The organism is Roseovarius halophilus (ex Wu et al. 2025) (assembly GCF_047086965.1).
On record NZ_JBKOTX010000117.1, the window covers coordinates 1 to 18,851 of the forward strand.

The 18,851-nt window shown below is 68.0% G+C and carries 16 protein-coding genes and 1 pseudogene; 6 read left to right on the forward strand and 11 right to left on the reverse strand.

Features of this window, described 5'->3' with window-relative positions:
• A pseudogene (locus ACH107_RS20545) lies at positions 1-122 on the reverse strand (DUF455 domain-containing protein); the annotation flags it as partial.
• Between the two features lie 51 nt (positions 123-173).
• Entirely contained in the window at positions 174-641 is a 468-nt protein-coding gene (bcp, locus tag ACH107_RS20550) for a thioredoxin-dependent thiol peroxidase (RefSeq protein ID WP_412507392.1), read from the reverse strand.
• A 274-nt stretch (positions 642-915) separates the two neighbouring features.
• Here bcp and queA point away from each other — a divergent pair, with 274 nt between their 5' ends.
• From queA to lpdA, 4 genes are all read left to right on the forward strand, one after another.
• On the forward strand, positions 916-1,959 hold the full coding sequence (gene queA, locus ACH107_RS20555; protein WP_412507393.1) for a tRNA preQ1(34) S-adenosylmethionine ribosyltransferase-isomerase QueA: 1,044 nt from the start codon (positions 916-918) through the stop codon (positions 1,957-1,959).
• A gap of 123 nt (positions 1,960-2,082) precedes the next feature.
• Positions 2,083-3,357, forward strand: coding sequence for an MFS transporter (locus ACH107_RS20560; RefSeq protein WP_412507394.1), 1,275 nt, complete (start codon positions 2,083-2,085; stop codon positions 3,355-3,357).
• Between the two features lie 78 nt (positions 3,358-3,435).
• Positions 3,436-4,032 carry a DUF924 family protein gene (locus tag ACH107_RS20565; protein ID WP_310690316.1) on the forward strand — a complete coding sequence of 199 codons (597 nt, stop codon included), beginning with the start codon at positions 3,436-3,438 and terminating at the stop codon, positions 4,030-4,032.
• Between the two features lie 112 nt (positions 4,033-4,144).
• Complete coding sequence (gene lpdA, locus ACH107_RS20570; RefSeq protein WP_412507395.1) at positions 4,145-5,539, forward strand: dihydrolipoyl dehydrogenase; 1,395 nt, start codon at positions 4,145-4,147, stop codon at positions 5,537-5,539.
• Between the two features lie 112 nt (positions 5,540-5,651).
• On the opposite strand, the gene rsmA is transcribed toward lpdA, so the two are convergent.
• The 6 genes from rsmA to lptF are packed head-to-tail and all read right to left on the reverse strand — an operon-like array spanning position 5,652 to position 13,055.
• Positions 5,652-6,482 carry a 16S rRNA (adenine(1518)-N(6)/adenine(1519)-N(6))-dimethyltransferase RsmA gene (gene rsmA / locus ACH107_RS20575; RefSeq protein WP_412507396.1) on the reverse strand — a complete coding sequence of 277 codons (831 nt, stop codon included), beginning with the start codon at positions 6,480-6,482 and terminating at the stop codon, positions 5,652-5,654.
• A gap of 45 nt (positions 6,483-6,527) precedes the next feature.
• Entirely contained in the window at positions 6,528-7,493 is a 966-nt protein-coding gene (pdxA, locus tag ACH107_RS20580; protein ID WP_412507397.1) for a 4-hydroxythreonine-4-phosphate dehydrogenase PdxA, read from the reverse strand.
• The gene (locus ACH107_RS20585; protein ID WP_412507398.1) at positions 7,493-8,692 is read right to left on the reverse strand and encodes a peptidyl-prolyl cis-trans isomerase; all 1,200 of its coding nucleotides are present in this window, start codon (positions 8,690-8,692) and stop codon (positions 7,493-7,495) included. The genes pdxA and ACH107_RS20585 overlap by 1 nt, the downstream gene beginning before the upstream one ends.
• 27 nt (positions 8,693-8,719) lie before the next feature.
• Positions 8,720-10,825 (reverse strand): LPS-assembly protein LptD, encoded by a 2,106-nt coding sequence (locus tag ACH107_RS20590; protein ID WP_412507399.1) that lies wholly within the window; start codon positions 10,823-10,825, stop codon positions 8,720-8,722.
• Positions 10,825-11,922 (reverse strand): LPS export ABC transporter permease LptG, encoded by a 1,098-nt coding sequence (gene lptG / locus ACH107_RS20595; protein ID WP_412507400.1) that lies wholly within the window; start codon positions 11,920-11,922, stop codon positions 10,825-10,827. Before lptG ends, ACH107_RS20590 begins: the two co-directional genes overlap by 1 nt.
• Positions 11,919-13,055 carry an LPS export ABC transporter permease LptF gene (lptF, locus tag ACH107_RS20600; RefSeq protein ID WP_412507401.1) on the reverse strand — a complete coding sequence of 379 codons (1,137 nt, stop codon included), beginning with the start codon at positions 13,053-13,055 and terminating at the stop codon, positions 11,919-11,921. Before lptF ends, lptG begins: the two co-directional genes overlap by 4 nt.
• 161 nt (positions 13,056-13,216) lie before the next feature.
• On the opposite strand from lptF, the gene ACH107_RS20605 reads away from it, so the two are divergent.
• Both ACH107_RS20605 and ACH107_RS20610 read left to right on the forward strand, forming a co-directional pair.
• Positions 13,217-14,683, forward strand: coding sequence for a leucyl aminopeptidase (locus ACH107_RS20605; RefSeq protein ID WP_412507402.1), 1,467 nt, complete (start codon positions 13,217-13,219; stop codon positions 14,681-14,683).
• A gap of 4 nt (positions 14,684-14,687) precedes the next feature.
• Entirely contained in the window at positions 14,688-15,152 is a 465-nt protein-coding gene (locus ACH107_RS20610; RefSeq protein ID WP_412507403.1) for a DNA polymerase III subunit chi, read from the forward strand.
• A gap of 444 nt (positions 15,153-15,596) precedes the next feature.
• Here ACH107_RS20610 and phnE read toward each other — a convergent pair whose 3' ends face one another.
• The 3 genes from phnE to ACH107_RS20625 all read right to left on the reverse strand — a co-directional run bounded on the left by phnE (position 15,597) and on the right by ACH107_RS20625 (position 18,170).
• Positions 15,597-16,388 (reverse strand): phosphonate ABC transporter, permease protein PhnE, encoded by a 792-nt coding sequence (gene phnE / locus ACH107_RS20615; protein ID WP_412507404.1) that lies wholly within the window; start codon positions 16,386-16,388, stop codon positions 15,597-15,599.
• 15 nt (positions 16,389-16,403) lie between these two features.
• Positions 16,404-17,204, reverse strand: a complete 801-nt coding sequence (locus ACH107_RS20620) for a phosphonate ABC transporter ATP-binding protein (protein WP_412507405.1) — start codon at positions 17,202-17,204, stop codon at positions 16,404-16,406.
• 81 nt (positions 17,205-17,285) lie between these two features.
• Entirely contained in the window at positions 17,286-18,170 is an 885-nt protein-coding gene (locus tag ACH107_RS20625; RefSeq protein WP_310690305.1) for a phosphate/phosphite/phosphonate ABC transporter substrate-binding protein, read from the reverse strand.
• Positions 18,171-18,851: the final 681 nt, after the last annotated feature.

An 18,851-nucleotide genomic window follows, 5' to 3' on the forward strand; every position in this document is an offset into this window, starting at 1 on the left:
GGCATGGCGCCCTCGGCGCGCGCCGCCTGCCAGGCGGCGGCATGGCGGCGTGACAGGGCGGTCTTTTCGCGGCCATCGGCGGTGCAAAGCACCTCTTCGGCCATCTGGGCAAGCGGTTTCATGGCGCGGGTTTCGCCCGGCGCCGCGGCAAGGTCAAGCCACGGCAGCCGGGCTCAAAGCGCGCGCACGGCCTCCAGCACCTCTTCGGCGTGGCCATCCACCTTGACCTTGGGCCAGACCCGGGCGATGCGCCCCTCGGCATCGATCAGGACCGTGGTGCGGGTGATCCCCTCGAATGTCTTGCCGTACATCTTCTTCTCGCCCCAGACGCCGTAGGTCTCGCAGACATCCGCTTCGGCGTCCGAAAGCAGGGCCACCTTCAGATCGTGCTTGGCGACGAAATTGTCGTGCTTTTTCACGCTGTCCTTGGAAATCCCCAGCACCGTCGCGCCCGAGGCGGCGAAGTCCTCCAGCAGGCAGGTGAAGGCCACGGCCTCCTTGGTGCAGCCGGGGGTGTTGTCCTTGGGATAGAAGAACAGCACCACCGGGCCACCGCGCAAATCGGACAGGGTCTGGGTACCGCCGCCGTCGCGGGGCAGGGTGAAATCGGGGGCTGGCTGGCCTTGTGCGAGGTCGTGCATCTGCTTTTGTCTCCTCTTGGCAGGTTATGCAGGGTTCTAGCCCGGGCAGCCCGAGAAGAAAGCCCCTTGCAGCGCCGCGGGGGCCCGCGGGAAACCCGCGCGGGGGGGGCGCGACACGGCGCTGCCGGTTGTGGGGGGCTTGCGTTGTGGCGGGTGCCTTCCGGTGGTCGGCACAGCTTGACAGCCCGCGCGTTCTGATCGATCCGCTGTCGGCATTGACCCCCGGCATGGTCGGGAAGGTTTCCCACCGCCACGCCCTAGCCAGCAGATCCGCATGAAACTGTCCGATTTCGATTTTGACCTGCCGGAAGACCTGATCGCCACCCGGCCCGCGCGCCCGCGCACCGCGGCACGGCTTCTGGTGGCCGCGGGCGACCGGATCGCGGACCGCCAGGTGGGCGACTTGTGCGGGGTGCTGCGCAAGGGCGACCGGATGGTGCTGAACGATACGCGGGTGATCCCGGCGCGGCTGTTCGGCACGCGCAATCGGGCCGGGGCGGTCGCCAACATCGAGGTCACCCTGCTGGAGCCGCGCCCGGATGGGACCTGGGCGGCGCTGGTCAAGCCCCTGCGCAAGCTCAAGGAGGGCGAGGTGGTTGTCTTCTCGCCCGATCTCTCGGCCACCATGGCGGGCCGCGCGGCGGGCCAGGCGCATTTGCGCTTCAACCTTGCGGGCGCGGATTTCGATGCCGCCCTGGAGGCCGCGGGCCAGATGCCCCTGCCGCCCTATATCGCTGCCAAGCGGTCTGCCGACGCCGCCGACCGGACCGACTACCAGACGATCTGGGCGCGCGAGAACGGGGCGGTGGCCGCGCCCACGGCCTCGCTGCATTTCGAGGACTGGCTGCTGGACGACCTCGCGGCCATGGGCGTTGATTTCACCCATGTGACGCTGCATGTGGGCGCGGGAACCTTCCTGCCGGTCAAGACCGACGATATCTCGGAACACCGGATGCACGCCGAATGGGGCCGCGTCACACAGGCGGCGGCCGACGAGATCAACGCCACACGCGCCGCCGGGGGGCGGGTGATTCCCGTGGGCACCACCGCCCTGCGCCTGATCGAGAGCGCGGCCACGCAAAAGGGCCTCGTCCCCTGGGAGGGCAAGACCGACATCTTCATCACGCCGGGATTCCGGTTTCGCGTGACCGACGGGCTGATGACCAATTTCCACCTGCCCAAATCGACGCTGATGATGCTGGTCAGCGCCCTGATGGGGGTGGACCGGGTCCGCGCGATCTATGCCCATGCCATTGCCGAGCGCTACCGTTTCTTCAGCTACGGCGACAGTTCGATCCTGTTTCCGGGCCGCGACTGAGCGCCTGGGCGCCGGCGGCCGAACCGGGGAAAGATCACGCATTGATTTGCCTTGTCGCTGGCATGATATGGCGAGACGCGAACGTCACCGACTCGGGCCCCGAGTCCCCTTAGGATATCCGACATGATACCCGTGCTGCGCACCTCCTGGCCCCTCTTTCTGGGCATGTTCATGCTGATGATGGGCAACGGCCTGCAATCCACCCTGCTGGGCATCCGCGGCGGGATCGAGAATTTCTCGACCCTGCAGATGTCTCTTGTCATGTCGGGGTATTTCGCGGGCTTCCTGCTGGGTTCGCGGATCACGCCCGAGCTGATCCGGCGGGTGGGGCACGTGCGGGTCTTTGCCGCGCTGGGCTCGACCGTTTCGGCGGTGCTGATCCTCTATCCCGTGCTGGTCGATGTCTGGGCCTGGTCGATCGGCCGGGTCATCATCGGCCTGTGCATCTCGGGCGTCTACATCACCGCCGAAAGCTGGCTGAACCACGCCTCGACCAACGAGACCCGCGGCCAGGCCCTGTCGGTCTACATGATCGTGCAGATGGGCGGGATCATCGTGGCGCAATACGTCATCAGCCTGGGCGATGCCTCGGGCTTCGTGCTTTTCATCATCCCCTCGGTGCTGGTGTCGCTGGCCTTTGCGCCGATCCTGCTGTCGGTCCAGCCCACCCCGACGACCGAGACCACCCGGCGCATGCGCCTGCGCGACCTGATCGAGGCCTCGCCGCTGGCCGCCGTGGGCATGGTCCTGCTGGGCGGGGTCTTTGCCGCGCAGTTCGGCATGGTCGCGGTCTACGGCTCCGAGGCGGGGCTGACCGCCGGGCAGATTTCGCTGCTGGTCTCGGTGATCTTCACCGCCTCGCTGGTAGCGCAGTTCCCCATCGGATGGCTGTCCGACCGGATGGACCGGCGGGTGCTGATCGTCGCGGCAGCCGCCATCGGGGGCCTCGGCGGGATGATCGCCGCCGTTTTTGGCGATACCTTCATCCTGCTGCTGGTCGGCGCGGCCATGGTCGGGGGTATGTCGAACCCGCTCTATGCGCTGCTTCTGGCCTATGCCAACGATTTCCTCGAACATGACGACATGGCCTCGGCCTCGGCCGGGTTCATCTTCATCAACGGCGTCGGCGCCATCCTCGGCCCCATCGTGATGGGCTATGCCATGGGCGCCATTGGCGTCTATGCCTTCTGGGTGCTCGTCGGGATGCTGATGCTGGGCATCTCGGCCTATGGTCTGCTGCGCATGGTGCAGCGCCCGACGGACGAGGACTTCAGCGTCGAGGACATGACCTCCTATGCGCCGGTCAGCCCGGCCGCCTCGCCAGTGGCGGTCGAGGTCGCACAGGAAGTCTACATCGAGACCGAGCTGGAAGAGCAACAGTCCGACGAGTCGGCATGAAGACGAGCGTTGCCAGGGGCCGGCCTTTCTGCAACGGTTTCATGACAGGCAGGAAAACGTCGAATGAGAGGACAGGCCATGGTCACCCCCGAGCAGATCGTCGCCTATTGGCTGGACGATGTCGGCCCACAGGGCTGGTATGCGGCGGACGAGGCGCGCGACGCTGAGATCCGCAAACGCTTTCAATCCACATGGGAAATGGCGCGCGAGGGGGCCTGCGGCCTCTGGCTGACCAATGCGGTTGGCACGCTGGGCTATATCATCCTGACCGACCAGTTTCCGCGCAACATGTTCCGCGAGGACCCGCGCGCCTTCGCCACCGATTGCTCGGCCCGGGCGGCCAGCAAGGTGGCCATCGACCGCGGCTGGGACACGCGCGTGGCCGAACCGGCGCGGCAGTTCTTCTACATGCCGCTGGTCCATTCGGAGAACCTCTGCGACCAGGAGCGCGCGGTGCGGCTCATGGCGCTGCGTATGCCCGAGACGGGGGCCTCGAACCTGCGCCACGCCAAGGCCCATCGCGAGGTGATCCGTGCCTTCGGGCGCTTTCCCTACCGCAACCCGGCGCTGGGGCGCGACACCAGCCCGGCCGAGTCGGCCTGGATCGACGACGGTGGCTACGGGGCCACGCTCTCGGCCATCGGCGCCGCCCCGCAGGAACATGCCACCGCCTGACGCGCATCTGCGGCGGTGCGCGAAATTGCATAGCGGCCATGACCGCCGCCCTCTGGATGGCCCCGTGCAATTCGTTTAAGGGTAAACAAATTCTGGATGAGGAGGCGCATCAATGGCAGCTCGCAACTTCGACATGATCGTGATTGGGGCCGGACCGGGGGGCTACGTGGCCGCCATCCGTGGCGCCCAGCTCGGGCTTTCCGTGGCCATCGTGGAACGCGAACACCTGGGCGGCATCTGCCTGAACTGGGGCTGCATCCCGACCAAGGCCATGCTGCGCAGTGCCGAGGTCTTTCACCTGATGCACCGGGCCAAGGATTTCGGCCTGAGCGCGGGCCAGATCGACTATGACCTCGACGCGGTGGTCAAACGCTCGCGCGAGGTGGCCGGCCAGCTGACCAGCGGCATCGGCCACCTGATGAAGAAGAACAAGGTCACGGTCGTCATGGGCGAGGCGACGATCCCCGCCAAGGGGAAGGTCAGCGTCAAGACAGAGAAGGGCACGGAAGAGCTTGCGGCGAAGAACATCGTACTGGCCACGGGCGCCCGCGCCCGCCAACTGCCCGGCCTCGAGGCCGACGGCGAGCGTGTCTGGACCTACAAGGACGCCCTGCAACCCAAGCACATGCCCAAGAAGCTCCTGGTCATCGGCTCGGGGGCCATCGGCATCGAATTCGCCAGTTTCTACAACACCCTGGGCGCCGAGACCACGGTGGTCGAGGTCATGGACCGCATCCTGCCGGTCGAGGACGCGGAGATTAGCGCGCTGGCGCAAAAGCAGTTCGAAAAGCAGGGCATGACCATCCGTGCCAAGTCCACCGTCAAGCAGCTCGACCGCGGCAAGGACAAGGTCACCGCCCACATCGAGACAGGCGGCAAGACCGAGAAGATCGAGGTCGACACCGTAATCTCGGCCGTCGGGATCACCGCCAACACCGAAGGTCTGGGGCTGGAGGAGCTCGGCGTCGCGTTCGACCGCTCTTTCGCGGTGACCGACGAATACTGCCGCACCGGGGTCGAGGGGCTCTACGTGATCGGAGACGCCACCAACGGGCCATGGCTGGCGCACAAGGCCAGCCACGAGGGTGTCATGGTCGCCGACCTGATCGGTGGCAAGCACGCCCATCCGGTCAAACCCGAGAGCATCGCCGGCTGCACCTACTGCCACCCCCAGGTGGCCAGCGTCGGCCTGACCGAGGCGCAGGCCGAGGAGCAGGGCTACAAGATCAAGGTGGGCCGCTTCCCCTTCATAGGCAACGGCAAGGCCATTGCCCTGGGCGAACCCGAGGGCCTGGTCAAGACCATCTTCGACGAGAAGACGGGCGAGCTTCTGGGCGCGCATATGGTCGGCGCCGAGGTGACGGAACTGATCCAGGGCTATGTCGTGGGCCGCCAGCTCGAAACCACCGAAGAAGACCTGATGAACACGGTCTTCCCGCATCCCACCCTGTCGGAGATGATGCACGAAAGCGTCCTCGACGCCTTCGACCGTGTCATTCACATGTAGGCCGAATTCCTTTGGAATTCGGCCAGTGCGGGTAAGCGATTGGCATCGCCAATTGCGGCCGCGCCCCGGCGATCTGCCGGGTGCCAGTCCTAGGCCAGCGCGGACCCCGGGGCTAGGCCTCGAGCGTCCGCGCCAAGGCGCAGAAGCGTTCGACGTCGATCTGTTCCGCGCGGTCGGTGGGGGCGATGCCCGCGGCGACAAGTCGGTCCTCGATATCCGGCCGCAGGCCCTTGAGCGCGGCGCGCAGCATCTTGCGGCGCTGGTTGAAGGCGCGGGCGACGACCATTTCCAGCGTTTTCGGATCGGCCGGGAACCGGGGCGCGGGCAGGGCGGTCAGATGCACCACGGCACTGTGTACCTTGGGCGGCGGCGTGAAGGCCTGCGGCGGCAGGTCCATGACGATCCGCGCCCGCGTACGCCATTGCGCCAGAATCGCCAGCCGCCCATAGGCCTTTGACCCCGGCGTGGCGACGATGCGCTGCGCCACCTCCTTTTGGAACATCAGCGTCAGGCTGTCCCAGAAGGGCGGCCAGGCGGGCGGGGTCAGCCAGCGCACCAGAAGTTCGGTGCCCACGTTGTAGGGCAGGTTGGCGGCGACGCGCACCGGCGGGGTCAGGTGCCGGCCCGTGTCCACATCCAGCGCGTCGGCGTTCAGCACCGCCAGCCGGCCGGGATATTGCTCGGCGATCTGCGCCAGCGCGGGCAGGCAGCGGCTGTCCTTTTCCACCGCCACGACCCGGCGCGCGCCCTCGGCCAGCAACCCGCGGGTCAGGCCGCCGGGGCCGGGGCCGATCTCCAGCACGTCGTGATCGACCAGTGACCCGGCCTGCCGCGCGATCCGGGCCGTCAGGTTCAGATCGAGCAGGAAGTTCTGGCCCATGGCCTTTTTCGGGGCCAGGCCGTGGTCGGCAATGACTTGGCGCAGGGGGGGCAGATCGTCCATGCTGTGTCCTTCATCTTGGCGCATAAACTCCCCCCGGAGGGTCGCTTACCGCCCCTCCCGTGCTTCGGCCATTTGCGCGGCCATGCGCAGGGCGGCCACCATCGACGCGGGGTTGGCCCGGCCCGTTCCCGCGATGTCCAGGGCCGTGCCGTGATCCGGCGAGGTCCGCACGAAAGGCAGGCCCAGCGTCACGTTGACCCCCTCGTCGAAGGCCAGGGTCTTGATCGGGATAAGCGCCTGGTCGTGATACATCGCCACGGCGGCATCGTAGCGGGCGCGGGCGGCGGCATGAAACATCGTGTCCGCGGAAAGCGGCCCGGCGATGTTCAGCCCCTCGGCGCGCAGGGTCTCCAGCACCGGGGCGATGACCTCGATCTCTTCCCGGCCGATCTTGCCGCCTTCGCCTGCATGGGGGTTGAGCCCGGCCACGGCAAGGCGCGGCGCGGCGATGCCGAAATCGCGGATCAGGCTGGCATGGGTGATGCGCAGCGTTTGCGCCAGCACTGTGGCGCTCAGCGCGCTTGGCACCTCGGCCAGCGGGATATGGATCGTGGCGGGCACCACCCGCAGCTGGTCGCTGGCCAGCATCATGACCACGCGGTCGACCCCGGCGAGACGCGCCAGGAATTCGGTATGGCCCGGAAAGCCGAAACCGGCCCCGTCGATCAGCGCCTGCTTGTGGATCGGCGCCGTGGTCATGGCGGCACACTCCCCGGCCTGGACCAGCCGCACGCAGGTCTTGATGGCGGCGATGACATGGGGCGCATGGGCCGGGTCGGGCGTGCCGGGGCGGCGCGGCGGCCCGAAATCCCGCACCAGCACGGGCAGGGCTGTCGCGGATACGGCGTCGCCCGCCGTCTCGACCGCCTGCCAGGACGTGCCTTCGGGCAGGTGGCCCGGGTCGCCGATCCACAGCAGCGGCACGGCGTCCCCGAGAACCTGCCAGGCCGCTGCGGCGACCTCGGGGCCAATGCCGGCCGGGTCGCCGCAACTGACGGCGATGGGGCGCATCAGTTGCCGGTGATCCGGGCCGAGGCGCGCAATTCGGCCAGCAGCGCGTCGGCATAGCCCGACAGCCGCTGCGAGCGCAGCTGGTTGCGGATCGCATCACGGTCCTGCGTGCCTTCTTCGGACTGGCTGCGGCCGCAGAGCATCAGCAGGATCAGCGTCTCGCCATCGGCCCGGGTCAGGCCCCAGGCGGTCTCGCCGGGGTCCAGTTTGGCCAGTTCCGTCGCCACGTCCTGCGGGATCTCGGACGGTGGCAGCGCGTTGCGCTCCATCACCCGGGGCGGCTGGTCCCTGGCGATGCCGTAGAGGTCGTCGCAGGTATCCACACGGCTGGCGACGCGCGCGGCGCGCTCCAGGGCGGCTTCGGACCGGCCGCCGTCGATGTAATAGGCGGCATAGTCGATCTCGGAGGGGGCGGGCCGGGACTGGGCGACCTCGCGCAGATCGCGCAGCTGGAACAGCGCGATGCCGTTCTCGATGGGCAGCGGATCGGTGACCTCGCCCGGGGCGAGGCTGAGGAAGATCGGCCGCAGGGCGGCGGGGAAATTGCTGATGGGCACCCAGTCGAGCCTGCCGCCACGCTCGCGCGAGGGCAGGGCCGAAACCCGGCTCGCCTCGGATTCGAAGGCGGCGAAGGAGGTCAGCTCGCTGATCTGCCGGGCCTGCTGCATCGCCGCCTCGGCGCGTTCGGGCGGCGCGGGAATGATGATCTCGTTCAGCAGCACCTGAAGGCCCGCGCCGGTTTCCGACTGGCCCAGGGCGCGGTCGACCTCGGCCTCGCCCACGCGGGCGCGCCGTTCATAGCGCTGGCGGATGTAGTCGCGCCAGGTTGCGTTGATCCGGACGAAGTCACGCAGGCTCTGTTCCTCGATCCCGTTCTGGCGCAGCCCGGCCAGGAACTGGTCCAGATCCTGGTCGGCGCGCGCGGCGAAATCCGTCATGGCCCGTTCCAGCCCCTCGGCGTTGAGGCGCAGCCCGGCGCGCTCCAGCTCCTGGGCCTTGAGACGTTCCTCGATCAACTGCTCGCGCGCCAGCTCGGGCAGGTTGCCGGGGGTGCCGAACAGCTCCAGCATCCGTTCGCGCTGTTCGATCTCGAAGGGGGTGATGGCCTTGTCGTTCACCGTGATCGCCGGCGAGAACTGCGCCTGGGCGGGCAGCGCGAGGGCGGCGAAAAGGGCGAACAGGGTCAGAACGGCACGCATCGGAACCTCTTGGCTTGGGTCGGTGTCTCAGTCCTGGCAGCGGCGGGCGGGGCTTGCCCCGGTTTGCCCCGAGGAAAAGCCGCTCAGCCCCACCACCAGGCCGAAGTCGGTTGTGGGTTGCACAGTAGTCGAAGACGTGAAGCGGCGCGACACCGAAAAATCCACTGTGACGCATTCGTTGCGCCAGCCGAGGTCCAGCCCGGCGGTCGAGGGCGCGCCCTCGGCCAGATCATAGCGCATGTCGAAGCCCGTCTCCCATCGGTCATTGATGCGATAGCGGCTGTCGAGGCTGATCTCGCGCACCGCCGTCGGCCGGTCCTCGTCGGGATCCGTCGGCAGAAAGATATAGCCCGCTTCAAGGTCCATCCGGTCGGTGCGCCAGTCCAGCAGCGCCTCGGCCCGGGTCACCTCCAGGGCGTCGTCCACCAGTGTCCGGCCCTGCAGGGCGAGGCCCGTGCCGGTATCGAGGCTGCCGTCGATCAACCAGTCCGAAGCGGTACCATCCAGCCCCGACGTATGCGTGAAGGCTGCGTTTTCCGCGCGCCACAGCACCCGCCCGAAGGTCAGGCGGCTGTTCCAGCCCTCGGCGCCGCGCCGGGACCAGCTCAGCCCGAGGGCGGCGCGGGGGTCGGTCTCGGTGGCGTCCTCGCCGGGAAAGCGCGACCACGCCAGCAGACCGGACGCATCGAATTCCGCGGTGACGCTGTCCTCGTTCGGCACGCTGCCGCCGGTGCTGTCCGACCAGGCCAGCTGCACCACCGGTTCGAGCACATGCGCGGCCCGCGCGCCTTGCCGGATCAGCGGATAACGCAGGGTCACGGCGGCCTGCCCCTGGGCGCGGGTGGTGTCCTGTGCGGTGGCGTCGGGCGAAAAGGCGTAGTGGTCGAGCCGCAGGCCCGTGCGGGTCTCGACCACCAGTCCGGGGCCGTTGATATGGGCGCGGTGCCAGTCCGCCCAGACCCCGGCGCGCAGGGCATCGCCCAGCCCGTCGCTCGGCAGCGCATCGAGCGTGCGCAGGTGGCCCTGCAGCCCGGCGCCATAGCTCAGCGTGCCGCCGATGGCCGGGGTCGTGCGGCGCTCCAGGCGGGCCTCGCCCACCACGGGGGGCAGGCGGTCGTTGTCCTCTGCGGCGCGCAGGCTCTGGTAGAGGGTCAGCCGCGCACGGCGCATCTCGCGGTCGGTGATCCGCGACAGGCTGATCTCGCTGTCGAGCCGGTCGGAGTCGTCGATGCCGTAGTCCAGCAGATAGGCGTCATCCGAGGCGGTCTCGACATCAAAGCGCAGCCGCGTGCCGTTGGACAGGTGGAAGGCCCCGTCGGCAAAGAAGTAGCCGCGGCCGCCGTCGATCAGGCTGTCACGGGTCACCGCGCCGCTGACCTCGATCTCGCCGCGCAGGGAGGCCGCGCGGTAGCGCGCCCCCAGAGTAGTGCTTTCGGGCGAGAAAAACGGCGTCACGGTCAGGTCGCGGTGATCGCCCAGGCGCACGAAATAGGGCAGCTTGAGCCCCGCGCCCAGCTGGTCGGTGGTGCGCAGTTCGGGGAGCAGCAGGCCGGTGGCGCGGGTGACGGTGGGATCGGGCAGGCGCAGGCGCGGCAGCCAAAGGATGGGCACACCATAGACCCGGAAGCGGGCATCGTCGAAATAGAGCTGGCGCGCCTCCTCGTCGCGGATGACCCGGGCCGCGCGTATCTCCCACAGGGGCGGGCGGCCATCCGCGCAAACCTTGCACGAGGTCGCGGCGGCGCGGCTGAGCTGCGTGTAACGCCCGCCGACCCGGTCGATGCGGTCGGCCGCCAGTTGCAGCCGTTCGTCGAGGATCAGCCGCGCCCCGCGCAGCAGCCCGTTTTCCAGCCGGGGGTCAAGACTGGCACGGTCGGCGGTCAGGATCTCGCCCTCGGCGGTGCGGATGAAGATCGGGCCGGTGATGGTTAGCCGGTCGGTGCCGCGATCATAGGCGATGCGCGCGGCCGAAAGCCGCGTGCCCTCGAAGAAGACCTCGACATTGCCCTGCGCGATCAGCCTCTCGCTGCCGGGCGGGACGGTCACGCGGTCGGCCACCAGGCTGGCCGGGGCCTGCGCGGCGAGGGCCAGTGGCCAGAGCCAGAGCAGGCAGATCAGGATCAGCCGCCGCATCAGCCGTCCTCCAGGTGCAGCAACAGCCCCAGCGCGGCCGCGATCCCGGCAACGGGGGGCGCCCAGGCGGCCAGCGCGACCGGGATCTGCCCGTTGTCGCCGAGGATCTGCGCGAAGTTGCGCAGGAAATAGAGCCCGAAGCTGAGCACCACCGCCGTCAGCACCAGAAGCCCCACACGCCGCCCCCGCTGCGGGCGCATGGTGAACCCGGCCGCGATCAGCACCATGGCGCAGAGAAACAGCGGCTGGGCCAGTTCCATCTGGAACCAGACCCGGTGGCGCAGCGCCGAGAAGCCCGCCGATTCGAGCCGGTCGATGAAGGCGGGCAGATCCCAGACGGGGATCGAGCTGGGGGTGCCGAAACTGTCGCGGATCTGGTCCGCCGACAGCGACGAGGGGATGCGCAGGCTGTCATGTGTCGTGGCCCATTGTTCCGAGACACGGGCATCGGACAGCGGCCAGGATTTGGCGTCGGTCAGCACCCAGGCGCCCTCGGCCAGTTCGGCACGCGCGGCCTCGATCCGGCGCACCGGGCCTTGCTCGGCGGCGAAGGTGATGAAGGTGACCTGCCGCAGCACGGTGCCGTCCAGGTTCGTGGCCTCGGCCCGGATCACCGTCTGGCGCGCGGCGTCGCCCTGGCGCAGCCAGAGCCCGTCGTCGGAGATCGACAGGATGCTGGAGCGATTCTCGCGCAGGTTGGACGAGCGGGTCTCGTATTCCTTCAGCGTCGCGGCGACGATGGGGTTGAACAATGCCACCGCCACCAGGCCGATCAGCAGGGTCATCAACAGCGGCCCGAGAAAGGCGCGCAGGGCCGACCGCCCGGCGGCCCGGGCCACCACCAGTTCCGAGGACCGCGACAGCGCGAGAAACAGTGCGATGGCGCTGAGCACGGTGACGAGCGGCAGCAGTTCGTAAAGCGCCTGCGGCAGGTTGAGCAGGGTCAGCGCGATGATCTGGGACGGGCCGGCGTCGGCGCCCGAGAACCGACGGCCCTGTTCGACCAGGTCGATGAACCCCTGCAGCAACAGGAACACGCCGAACATGCTGGCGAAACTCATCAGGAAGCGGCGCGAGAAATAGCGGTGCAGGATCATGCGGCCCCCCCGGCGGGCAGGGTCGGGCGACGGCGCAGCAGGTAGGGGCGGCTGCTGGCCATCATCAGCGCCAGGCTGGCCAGAAGCCCGAACCCCACCCCTGCATAGGCGGCGGGCCATGCGGAGGCGGCCGCGCGGGCGGCGCCGATCCCGGCGCTTTCGACCGATTTCATCACCACCACGAGCGCCACCGCGCCCAGGATCTGCTGCCACAGCCCGAAGCGGCTGAACCCGCCCACCAGCAGCGCGGCAAAGCCCAGCAGCGCGCCGGTCAGCGCCGTCAGCGGCTGCACGAAACGGTCGTGGCCCGCGTGCAGCAGATAGGCGGCGCTTTTGCCTGTCTCGTCTTGCAGGGCAGGGCTGGGCGACAGAAGCTCGGCGGTGGTCAATTCGCGCGCCGAACGGCTGCGCTCGCCCATCTCTGGGATCAGGGCGCTCACGTCATAGGCGAAATCCTCGAAACTGGTCGTGAACAGGCGCTGATCCTCGTGGACAAGGGTCTGGGCCAGCCCGTCGATCATCACCAGTTGCGGCCCGGCCTCGGCGCGGACCAGAAAGGCGCGGCTGGCGGTATAGCCGATGTGGCGATCCGCGCGGCGGCTGTCGGACAGGAAGACATCGCGCAGCTCGCCCTCGGCCGTGACATCGCGCACGAAGAGCGTCACCCCCGCCGAGGGCGACATGAACTGCCCCTCGGTCAGCAGACGCGCCGACATGTTGCGCGAGATTTCGGCCTGCCGCTCGATCAGGCGGCCCTGGGACAGCGGCACCAGCACATGGGTGAGCACCATCATCAGCCCGGCCACGAAGGCCCCGAAGATCAGCACCGGCCGGGCCAGCCGATAGGCCGAAAAGCCGGTGGCCTGAACGACGACCAGCTCGCTTTCCGAGGCCATGCGGTTGGTCACGTAGACGGCCGAGGCGAAGGCCGCCAGCGGCAGCACGATCTGGACCAGCGCGGGCAGCGACAGCGCCGTCAGTTCCAGAAAGACCCAGGCCGATTGCCCGTCCGCGATGATCCGGTCGAAAAGCTGCACCGCCTGGTTGATCCAGTACATCAGAACCAGCACCAGCGAGAAAAAGCCGAAAACGGTGAGAAATTGCGACAGCATGTAGCGGTCGAATCGCGGCACCTGTTTTCCCCCGTATCCCTGGCCCCCGGGCCCCTTGGCAGTGGCGCGAGGCTATCCCAGTTTGCGGGGCAACCCAAGTGCTCTCTGGCCATCGGACGGGGGGCGGGCTACCTCTGGCCCGACCGCAAGACGGCAAGACACATGAAAACAAGGAGCGTCCCATGTCCCAACCCGCCGAGATCCGCTTTCACGAGACCGACCTGGAGGGGCTGGCCGACCGGACCGGTCGCATCGCCGTGGTGGTCACCCCCGACGGCAAGCTCGACCAGGGCGCGCGCCGGGTGAACACCCTGACCCGCAAGGCGGTGGCCCGTCTCGCTGAAAGCGACCGTTTCGCGAAGGCGCGGGTGGGCGACGTGCTGGGGCTGGACTGGCCACTGGGCCTGGCCGCCGAGGCGGTGCTGGTGGTGAAACTGCCCCGCCGGCCGGGTGTGGAAGAGGCGCGCCGCGCAGGCGCCGAACTGGCCAAGGCTCGTGGCACCGGCGAGTTGCTGGTGCTGCTGGGGACCACCGGGCGCGGCGCCGAGCTCTCGCTCGGCCTCGCCCTGCGCGGCTATGGCTTCGAGACGCACAAGACCGACCCCGCCGCGGCCCCCGGCCCGGTGGACATCATGGCCGCCAAACCAGAAGAGCTGGCCCGCGCGGCCGCCCCCATGGCGGCCCTGGCCGAGGGCGTCTTTTTCACCCGTGACCTGGTGAACGAGCCGGCCAACGTGCTGACCACCGACGATTTCGCCGCGCGCCTGGCGGCGATGCAGGATCTGGGCCTCGAGGTCGAGATCCTGGAAGAGGCCGATCTGCAAAAGCTCGGCATGGGCGCGTTGCTGTCGGTGGGCCAGGGCAGCGCCAGCCCCTCGAAGGTGGTCGTCATGCAGTGGAAGGGCGGCGGCGACGCGCCGCCGCTGGCGCTGGTCGGCAAGGGCGTGGTCTTCGACACCGGCGGGATCAGCCTGAAACCGGCGGCGGGCATGGAGGACATGACCATGGACATGGGCGGCGCGGGCGTCGTCTCCGGTGTCATGCGCGCGCTGGCCCTGCGCGGGGCCAAGGCCAATGTCGTAGGCCTTGTCGGGCTTGTGGAAAACATGCCCTCTGGCACCGCCACGCGCCCCGGCGACGTGGTCAAGACGATGAAGGGCGACACCGTCGAGATCATCAACACCGACGCCGAGGGGCGCATGGTGCTGGCCGATGTGCTCTGGTACGCGCAGGACCGGTTCAAACCCGCCGGCCTGATCGACTTGGCCACCTTGACCGGGGCGATGATCGTCGCCCTGGGCCACGAGAACGCGGGCGTCTTCGCCAATGACGATGCGCTCGCCGGAGCCTTTCTCAAGGCCGCCGGGGCCGAGGGCGAGGGCGCCTGGCGCCTGCCCATGGGCCAGGCCTACGACGACCTGCTCAAAAGCCGCATCGCCGACATGAAGCACGTCGGCGGCCGCACCGCGGGGTCGATCACCGCGGCGCAGTTCCTGGGCCGTTTCGTGCAGGAGGGGGTGCCCTGGTGCCACCTCGATATCGCCGGCGTGACCGTGCAAACCAAGGAGACCGAGCTGGCCCCCAAGGGCGCGACGGGCTGGGGGGTCATGGCGCTCAACCGGCTGATCGCGGACCGCTACGAGGGCTAGGGCCATGGGCGCGGCCTTCTTCTATCACCTGACGGGCCAACCGCTCGAACGGGTCCTGCCCATGCTGCTGGGCAAGGCCCGTGGCGCGGGTTGGCGCGTCGAGGTGCGCGGCCGCGACGCCGGCAGGATGGCGGCGCTCGATGCCGCGCTCTGGCTGGGCCCCGAAGAAGGATTCCTGCCGCATGGGCTGGCGGGCGGCGCCCATGACGCGGACCAGCCGATCCTGCTGACCACCGGGGGCGGGGCGGACAACGCGCCCGCCTGCATCATGTCCGTGGACGGGGCCGATGTCGCAGCGGCCGAGGTGCAGGCGATGGAGCGCGTCTGCGTGATCTTCGACGGCCATGATCGTGACGCGGTGCAACTGGCGCGGGGGCAGTGGAAGGCCCTGACGCAGGCGGGATGCGCCGCGCAATACTGGGCGCAGGACAGCGGCCAGTGGGCCATGAAGGCCGAAGCCGGGGGCTGAGGCCTTTATCCCCGGCCCGGCGCGAGAGCGACCGCTTTGCGCAGGAAGCGGAGTTTGCAAAGTTGCGGGTTATGGTCGCGGTTCTCGACGTGACCGGCCCACAGGGGACCTTCATGCCTAGCTCTGGTGCCGCCTGCGGCGTCCCGAGAGCGGCCATTTATGCATTGTGCAGCATTTCGAGGGGCAACGATCTGGTGTGCGGGACCTTCCTGCCGTTCGCCGCGCGTGCTCGGTTTGTGCTGCGCCCGCGAAGGTCTTCTACAACTAATGGGAGGTATGAATGCGCCGAGGCCGAGAGCCCCACGGCAATGTTGACGGACCCCGAAATCTACATGACGCAACTTCCGCTCGCCCTCTGCTTTGCCGCATGAGTGCATCAATGCTGTTCAGTTCCGCTGGCATGCGTCTGCCAGCGCCCACTTCACGGAACACACCGTTCGTAAGTCAGATGACACGCTTGCGGATCGACGAGGACAGCTGCTCGAACCCGATGACGGCTACCAGCACCACGAGGATGATCGCGGCGGCATCGTCATAGCGGAACAGGCGCATGGCCGTGGACAGTTCCACCCCGATCCCGCCGGCCCCAACGAGGCCAAGCGTCACGGCGGAACGGATCGCCTTTTCCACGCTGAAGAGCGACGTCGCCGTCATCGACGCGAAGCTCTCGGGCAGGATCGCGCCCATGATGACCGAAAGCCGCCCCGCGCCGGTCGAGGTCAGCGCCTCGGAGGGGCCCTTTTGCACCTCTTCGAAACGCTCGGAATAGAACCGCGCGGCAAAGCCGATGGTGTCCATGATGATGGCCAGGATTCCGGCCAGCGGGCCGAGGCCCACCGCCACCACGAAGATGAGCGCCCAGATCAGGTCGGGGATGGTGCGGGACACGGCGATCACGAGGCGCGCGATGCTGCGCACAACCCGGTTGGGGCTGGTATTGCTGGCCGCCAGGATCGCCAGCGGGATCGAGAAGAGACAGCCGAAGGTGACGCCGACGATGGCGATGTTCAGCGTTTCCCACATGGCGTCAGCGATGCCGTACCAGTTGCTGAAATCCGGCGGCATCGCCTGGCCCAGGAACCGCCCGAGGTTCACTGCGCCTTGTTGCAGACGGTCGAGCGACATGTCCGCCGCCCAGAGCCCCTGCAGGAAGAAGGCGAGAAAGCCCACCGCGATGACCCAGGCCACGGGTGACGGGCTGCGAAAGCGCGGAATGGTCAGGGTCTGGTCGGACATCATGCTTCTCCTTGGTCAGACCGCGGCGATCTTGGTTTCGGTGGCGTCCTCGGGCCGGGTCGCGCCGTCGTAAAGCCCGTCGAGGCCTGCTGGGTCGATGCTGCCCGTGGCCGCATTCACCTGCACATTGCCGGCTTTGAGGCCGATGACGCGGTCGGCGTATTCCCGGGCAAGGTCCAGCTGGTGCAGCGAACAAAGCATGCTCAGGCCTTCGTCATCGACGATCCGCCACAGCAGGTCCAGCACCTCGCGCCCGGCCTTGGGATCGAGGCTGGCAATCGGCTCGTCGGCCACCACCATGCTGGGCCGCTGCATCAGCATGCGCGCGATGGCGACCCTTTGCTGCTGGCCGCCGGAGAGTTCGGTCGGCCGGTGCCCGGCGCGGTCGGCAAGGCCGACGCGTTCGAGACAAGACAAGGCATGCTCGCGGTCTTCGGCGCGGGCGACGGCATTGAGGCAGTTCAGAATGCCCAGCGGGCGCTGCCCCATCACGCCGAAAAGCACGTTCTGAAAGGCGCTCAGCTGCGGCACGAGATTGAATTGCTGAAAGACGTAGCCCATGCGGCGGCGGGCCATGCGCAGCGCGGGGCGGCGCGCGCCGATGATCTGGGCACCGTCCAGCGCGACCCGCCCAGAGCTGGCCGGGGCCAGCCCGTTTATGGCGCGCATCAGCGTGGATTTGCCGCTGCCATTGGCCCCCAAAAGCACGACGCCTTCGCCACGCCCGACGGCGAATGTCACGCCACGCAATATCCTGAGGTCGCCATAGCTGACGTGAAGATCCCTGACATCGAGAACGGGGTCGGGCGGTGTCATGCAGCCTGTACTTTTAATGGCGATAGCCGCCCCGTCTGAAACCAGACGGGGCGGCGCGGTGTTCAGGGCGCAGGGCCTGCGTTAGCTGCCGAGTTCGATGCCGGCCGCTTCGTAGGCGTCCCGCACCACGTCGTAGATCGCCGGATCGGTCTCGAAGGACATGTAGGCGTCACGCTCGAGGAACTTGTCCTCGTTGCGCTCGGTCTCGATCAGCGACTCCCACATGGTGTCGGTCTGCTCGGACAGCGTGGCGCGCAGCGCATCGCGGCAGTCCTGCGGCAGCGAGGCGCGCATGACGACCGGGTCGCCGGGCAGGGTGTCAGTCTGGGCCAGAAGGCGGTATTCCGTGTCGGGGTCCTGTTCGCGCACGGCGTCCCAGTCCTTGTTGCCGCCGCCCATGGCGTCGACGTCATCGTTGATGAGCACCTGGATACGCGCGTCACCGGCCATGATGATGTCGAGGTCACGGTCGAGATCCAGCCCGGCCTCGGCCAGCATCATCGAGGGGAAGATGTGGCCCGAGGTGGAGCCCGCATCCTTCAGCGCCACGCGGCGGCCTTCGAGATCGGCGAGCGACTGGATGTCGCTGTCGGCCTTGACCACGAAGCTAGAGCCGTAATTGGGGCGCACGATGGAGAACAGGATGTCCATCTCCGCAAGCTGCTGGAACAGCACGAATTCCGACGGACCGGCAAAGACCAGGTCAACCTCGTCGTACTGCAGCGCGTTGCCCGCCGCGGTGCGGTTGGACAGCGAGTAAAGCTCCAGTTCGACGCCGGAGACCTCTTCGAAGGTTTCGGCGAAGGGCGCGAAAGCCTCCGACAGCGTCGTCATGCCCTCGATGCCGGTATCGGCCATCTTCAGCGGGTTGGGGCAGACTTCGGCGGGCGAAGTTTGCGCCGCGAGTGGGCCTGCAAGAAGGGCTGCCGTCGCTGCGGACAGGGCCAAACCATGAAATTTCGTCATCGTCTTGTCTCCTTTCAGTTTCGTTCCCGGGCCGGATAACAAGCCCACATGACGTCGGGGTGACACTGACCAAAGAAGGCGCATGTCGGAACAACGCCACTCCCGTGCCGATTGGGGATCGCCAAGGCCAAGGGGTCCAGTAGCTCAACCGCGCCTTTCAGCGAGACGCGCGGCCTCCTACACCATGCGTCGGGCCACTGCCGTTGATTGCGGACGGCGACTGGCCTCGATTGCCGCTGCGAACGTCAGCGCGAACTGCAAATGCAGCAAACGACAGGATGTCGGCGCAGCCGCCGCGCGCGCGGCGTGGACGCTTCGAGACGTACGAATACCTGGTCCGATGGAGCCGTGAGGCAGCGCCGGGCCGGCCGGCAAGCGATCTTCGAAGCCGACCGCATCGAAGTGCGTCTGCTGCACGAGCGAGGTCTGTCCAGCCGCGCAGGGTCAGTATGGGCGCGTTGCCGACCTCGGATGCATCGCAACATTATGTGATATGATGCCTTGTCAACATCGCGTTGTCGATGTGGGAGGGCGTGGTGGATCGGAGTATCCATCATGCAAACACCAAACTTGCCCGCCATCTGAACCAGACCGGGTTTACCGGAGAGCCAAAAGCTCAGAAGGTAAGCTATGACCAAAGGGAACCCAGGGAACCGTTTTTCGACAGAGGTACGTGCGCGC

What these genes read in the sequence shown, in the direction of transcription:
- bcp (WP_412507392.1), bottom strand. Translation starts at nt 641, where the DNA reads ATGCACGACCTCGCACAAGGCCAGCCAGCCCCCGATTTCACCCTGCCC.
- queA (WP_412507393.1), top strand. Translation starts at nt 916, where the DNA reads ATGAAACTGTCCGATTTCGATTTTGACCTGCCGGAAGACCTGATCGCC.
- ACH107_RS20560 (WP_412507394.1), top strand. Translation starts at nt 2,083, where the DNA reads ATGATACCCGTGCTGCGCACCTCCTGGCCCCTCTTTCTGGGCATGTTC.
- ACH107_RS20565 (WP_310690316.1), top strand. Translation starts at nt 3,436, where the DNA reads ATGGTCACCCCCGAGCAGATCGTCGCCTATTGGCTGGACGATGTCGGC.
- lpdA (WP_412507395.1), top strand. Translation starts at nt 4,145, where the DNA reads ATGGCAGCTCGCAACTTCGACATGATCGTGATTGGGGCCGGACCGGGG.
- rsmA (WP_412507396.1), bottom strand. Translation starts at nt 6,482, where the DNA reads ATGGACGATCTGCCCCCCCTGCGCCAAGTCATTGCCGACCACGGCCTG.
- pdxA (WP_412507397.1), bottom strand. Translation starts at nt 7,493, where the DNA reads ATGCGCCCCATCGCCGTCAGTTGCGGCGACCCGGCCGGCATTGGCCCC.
- ACH107_RS20585 (WP_412507398.1), bottom strand. Translation starts at nt 8,692, where the DNA reads ATGCGTGCCGTTCTGACCCTGTTCGCCCTTTTCGCCGCCCTCGCGCTG.
- ACH107_RS20590 (WP_412507399.1), bottom strand. Translation starts at nt 10,825, where the DNA reads ATGCGGCGGCTGATCCTGATCTGCCTGCTCTGGCTCTGGCCACTGGCC.
- lptG (WP_412507400.1), bottom strand. Translation starts at nt 11,922, where the DNA reads ATGATCCTGCACCGCTATTTCTCGCGCCGCTTCCTGATGAGTTTCGCC.
- ACH107_RS20605 (WP_412507402.1), top strand. Translation starts at nt 13,217, where the DNA reads ATGTCCCAACCCGCCGAGATCCGCTTTCACGAGACCGACCTGGAGGGG.
- ACH107_RS20610 (WP_412507403.1), top strand. Translation starts at nt 14,688, where the DNA reads ATGGGCGCGGCCTTCTTCTATCACCTGACGGGCCAACCGCTCGAACGG.
- phnE (WP_412507404.1), bottom strand. Translation starts at nt 16,388, where the DNA reads ATGTCCGACCAGACCCTGACCATTCCGCGCTTTCGCAGCCCGTCACCC.
- ACH107_RS20620 (WP_412507405.1), bottom strand. Translation starts at nt 17,204, where the DNA reads ATGACACCGCCCGACCCCGTTCTCGATGTCAGGGATCTTCACGTCAGC.
- ACH107_RS20625 (WP_310690305.1), bottom strand. Translation starts at nt 18,170, where the DNA reads ATGACGAAATTTCATGGTTTGGCCCTGTCCGCAGCGACGGCAGCCCTT.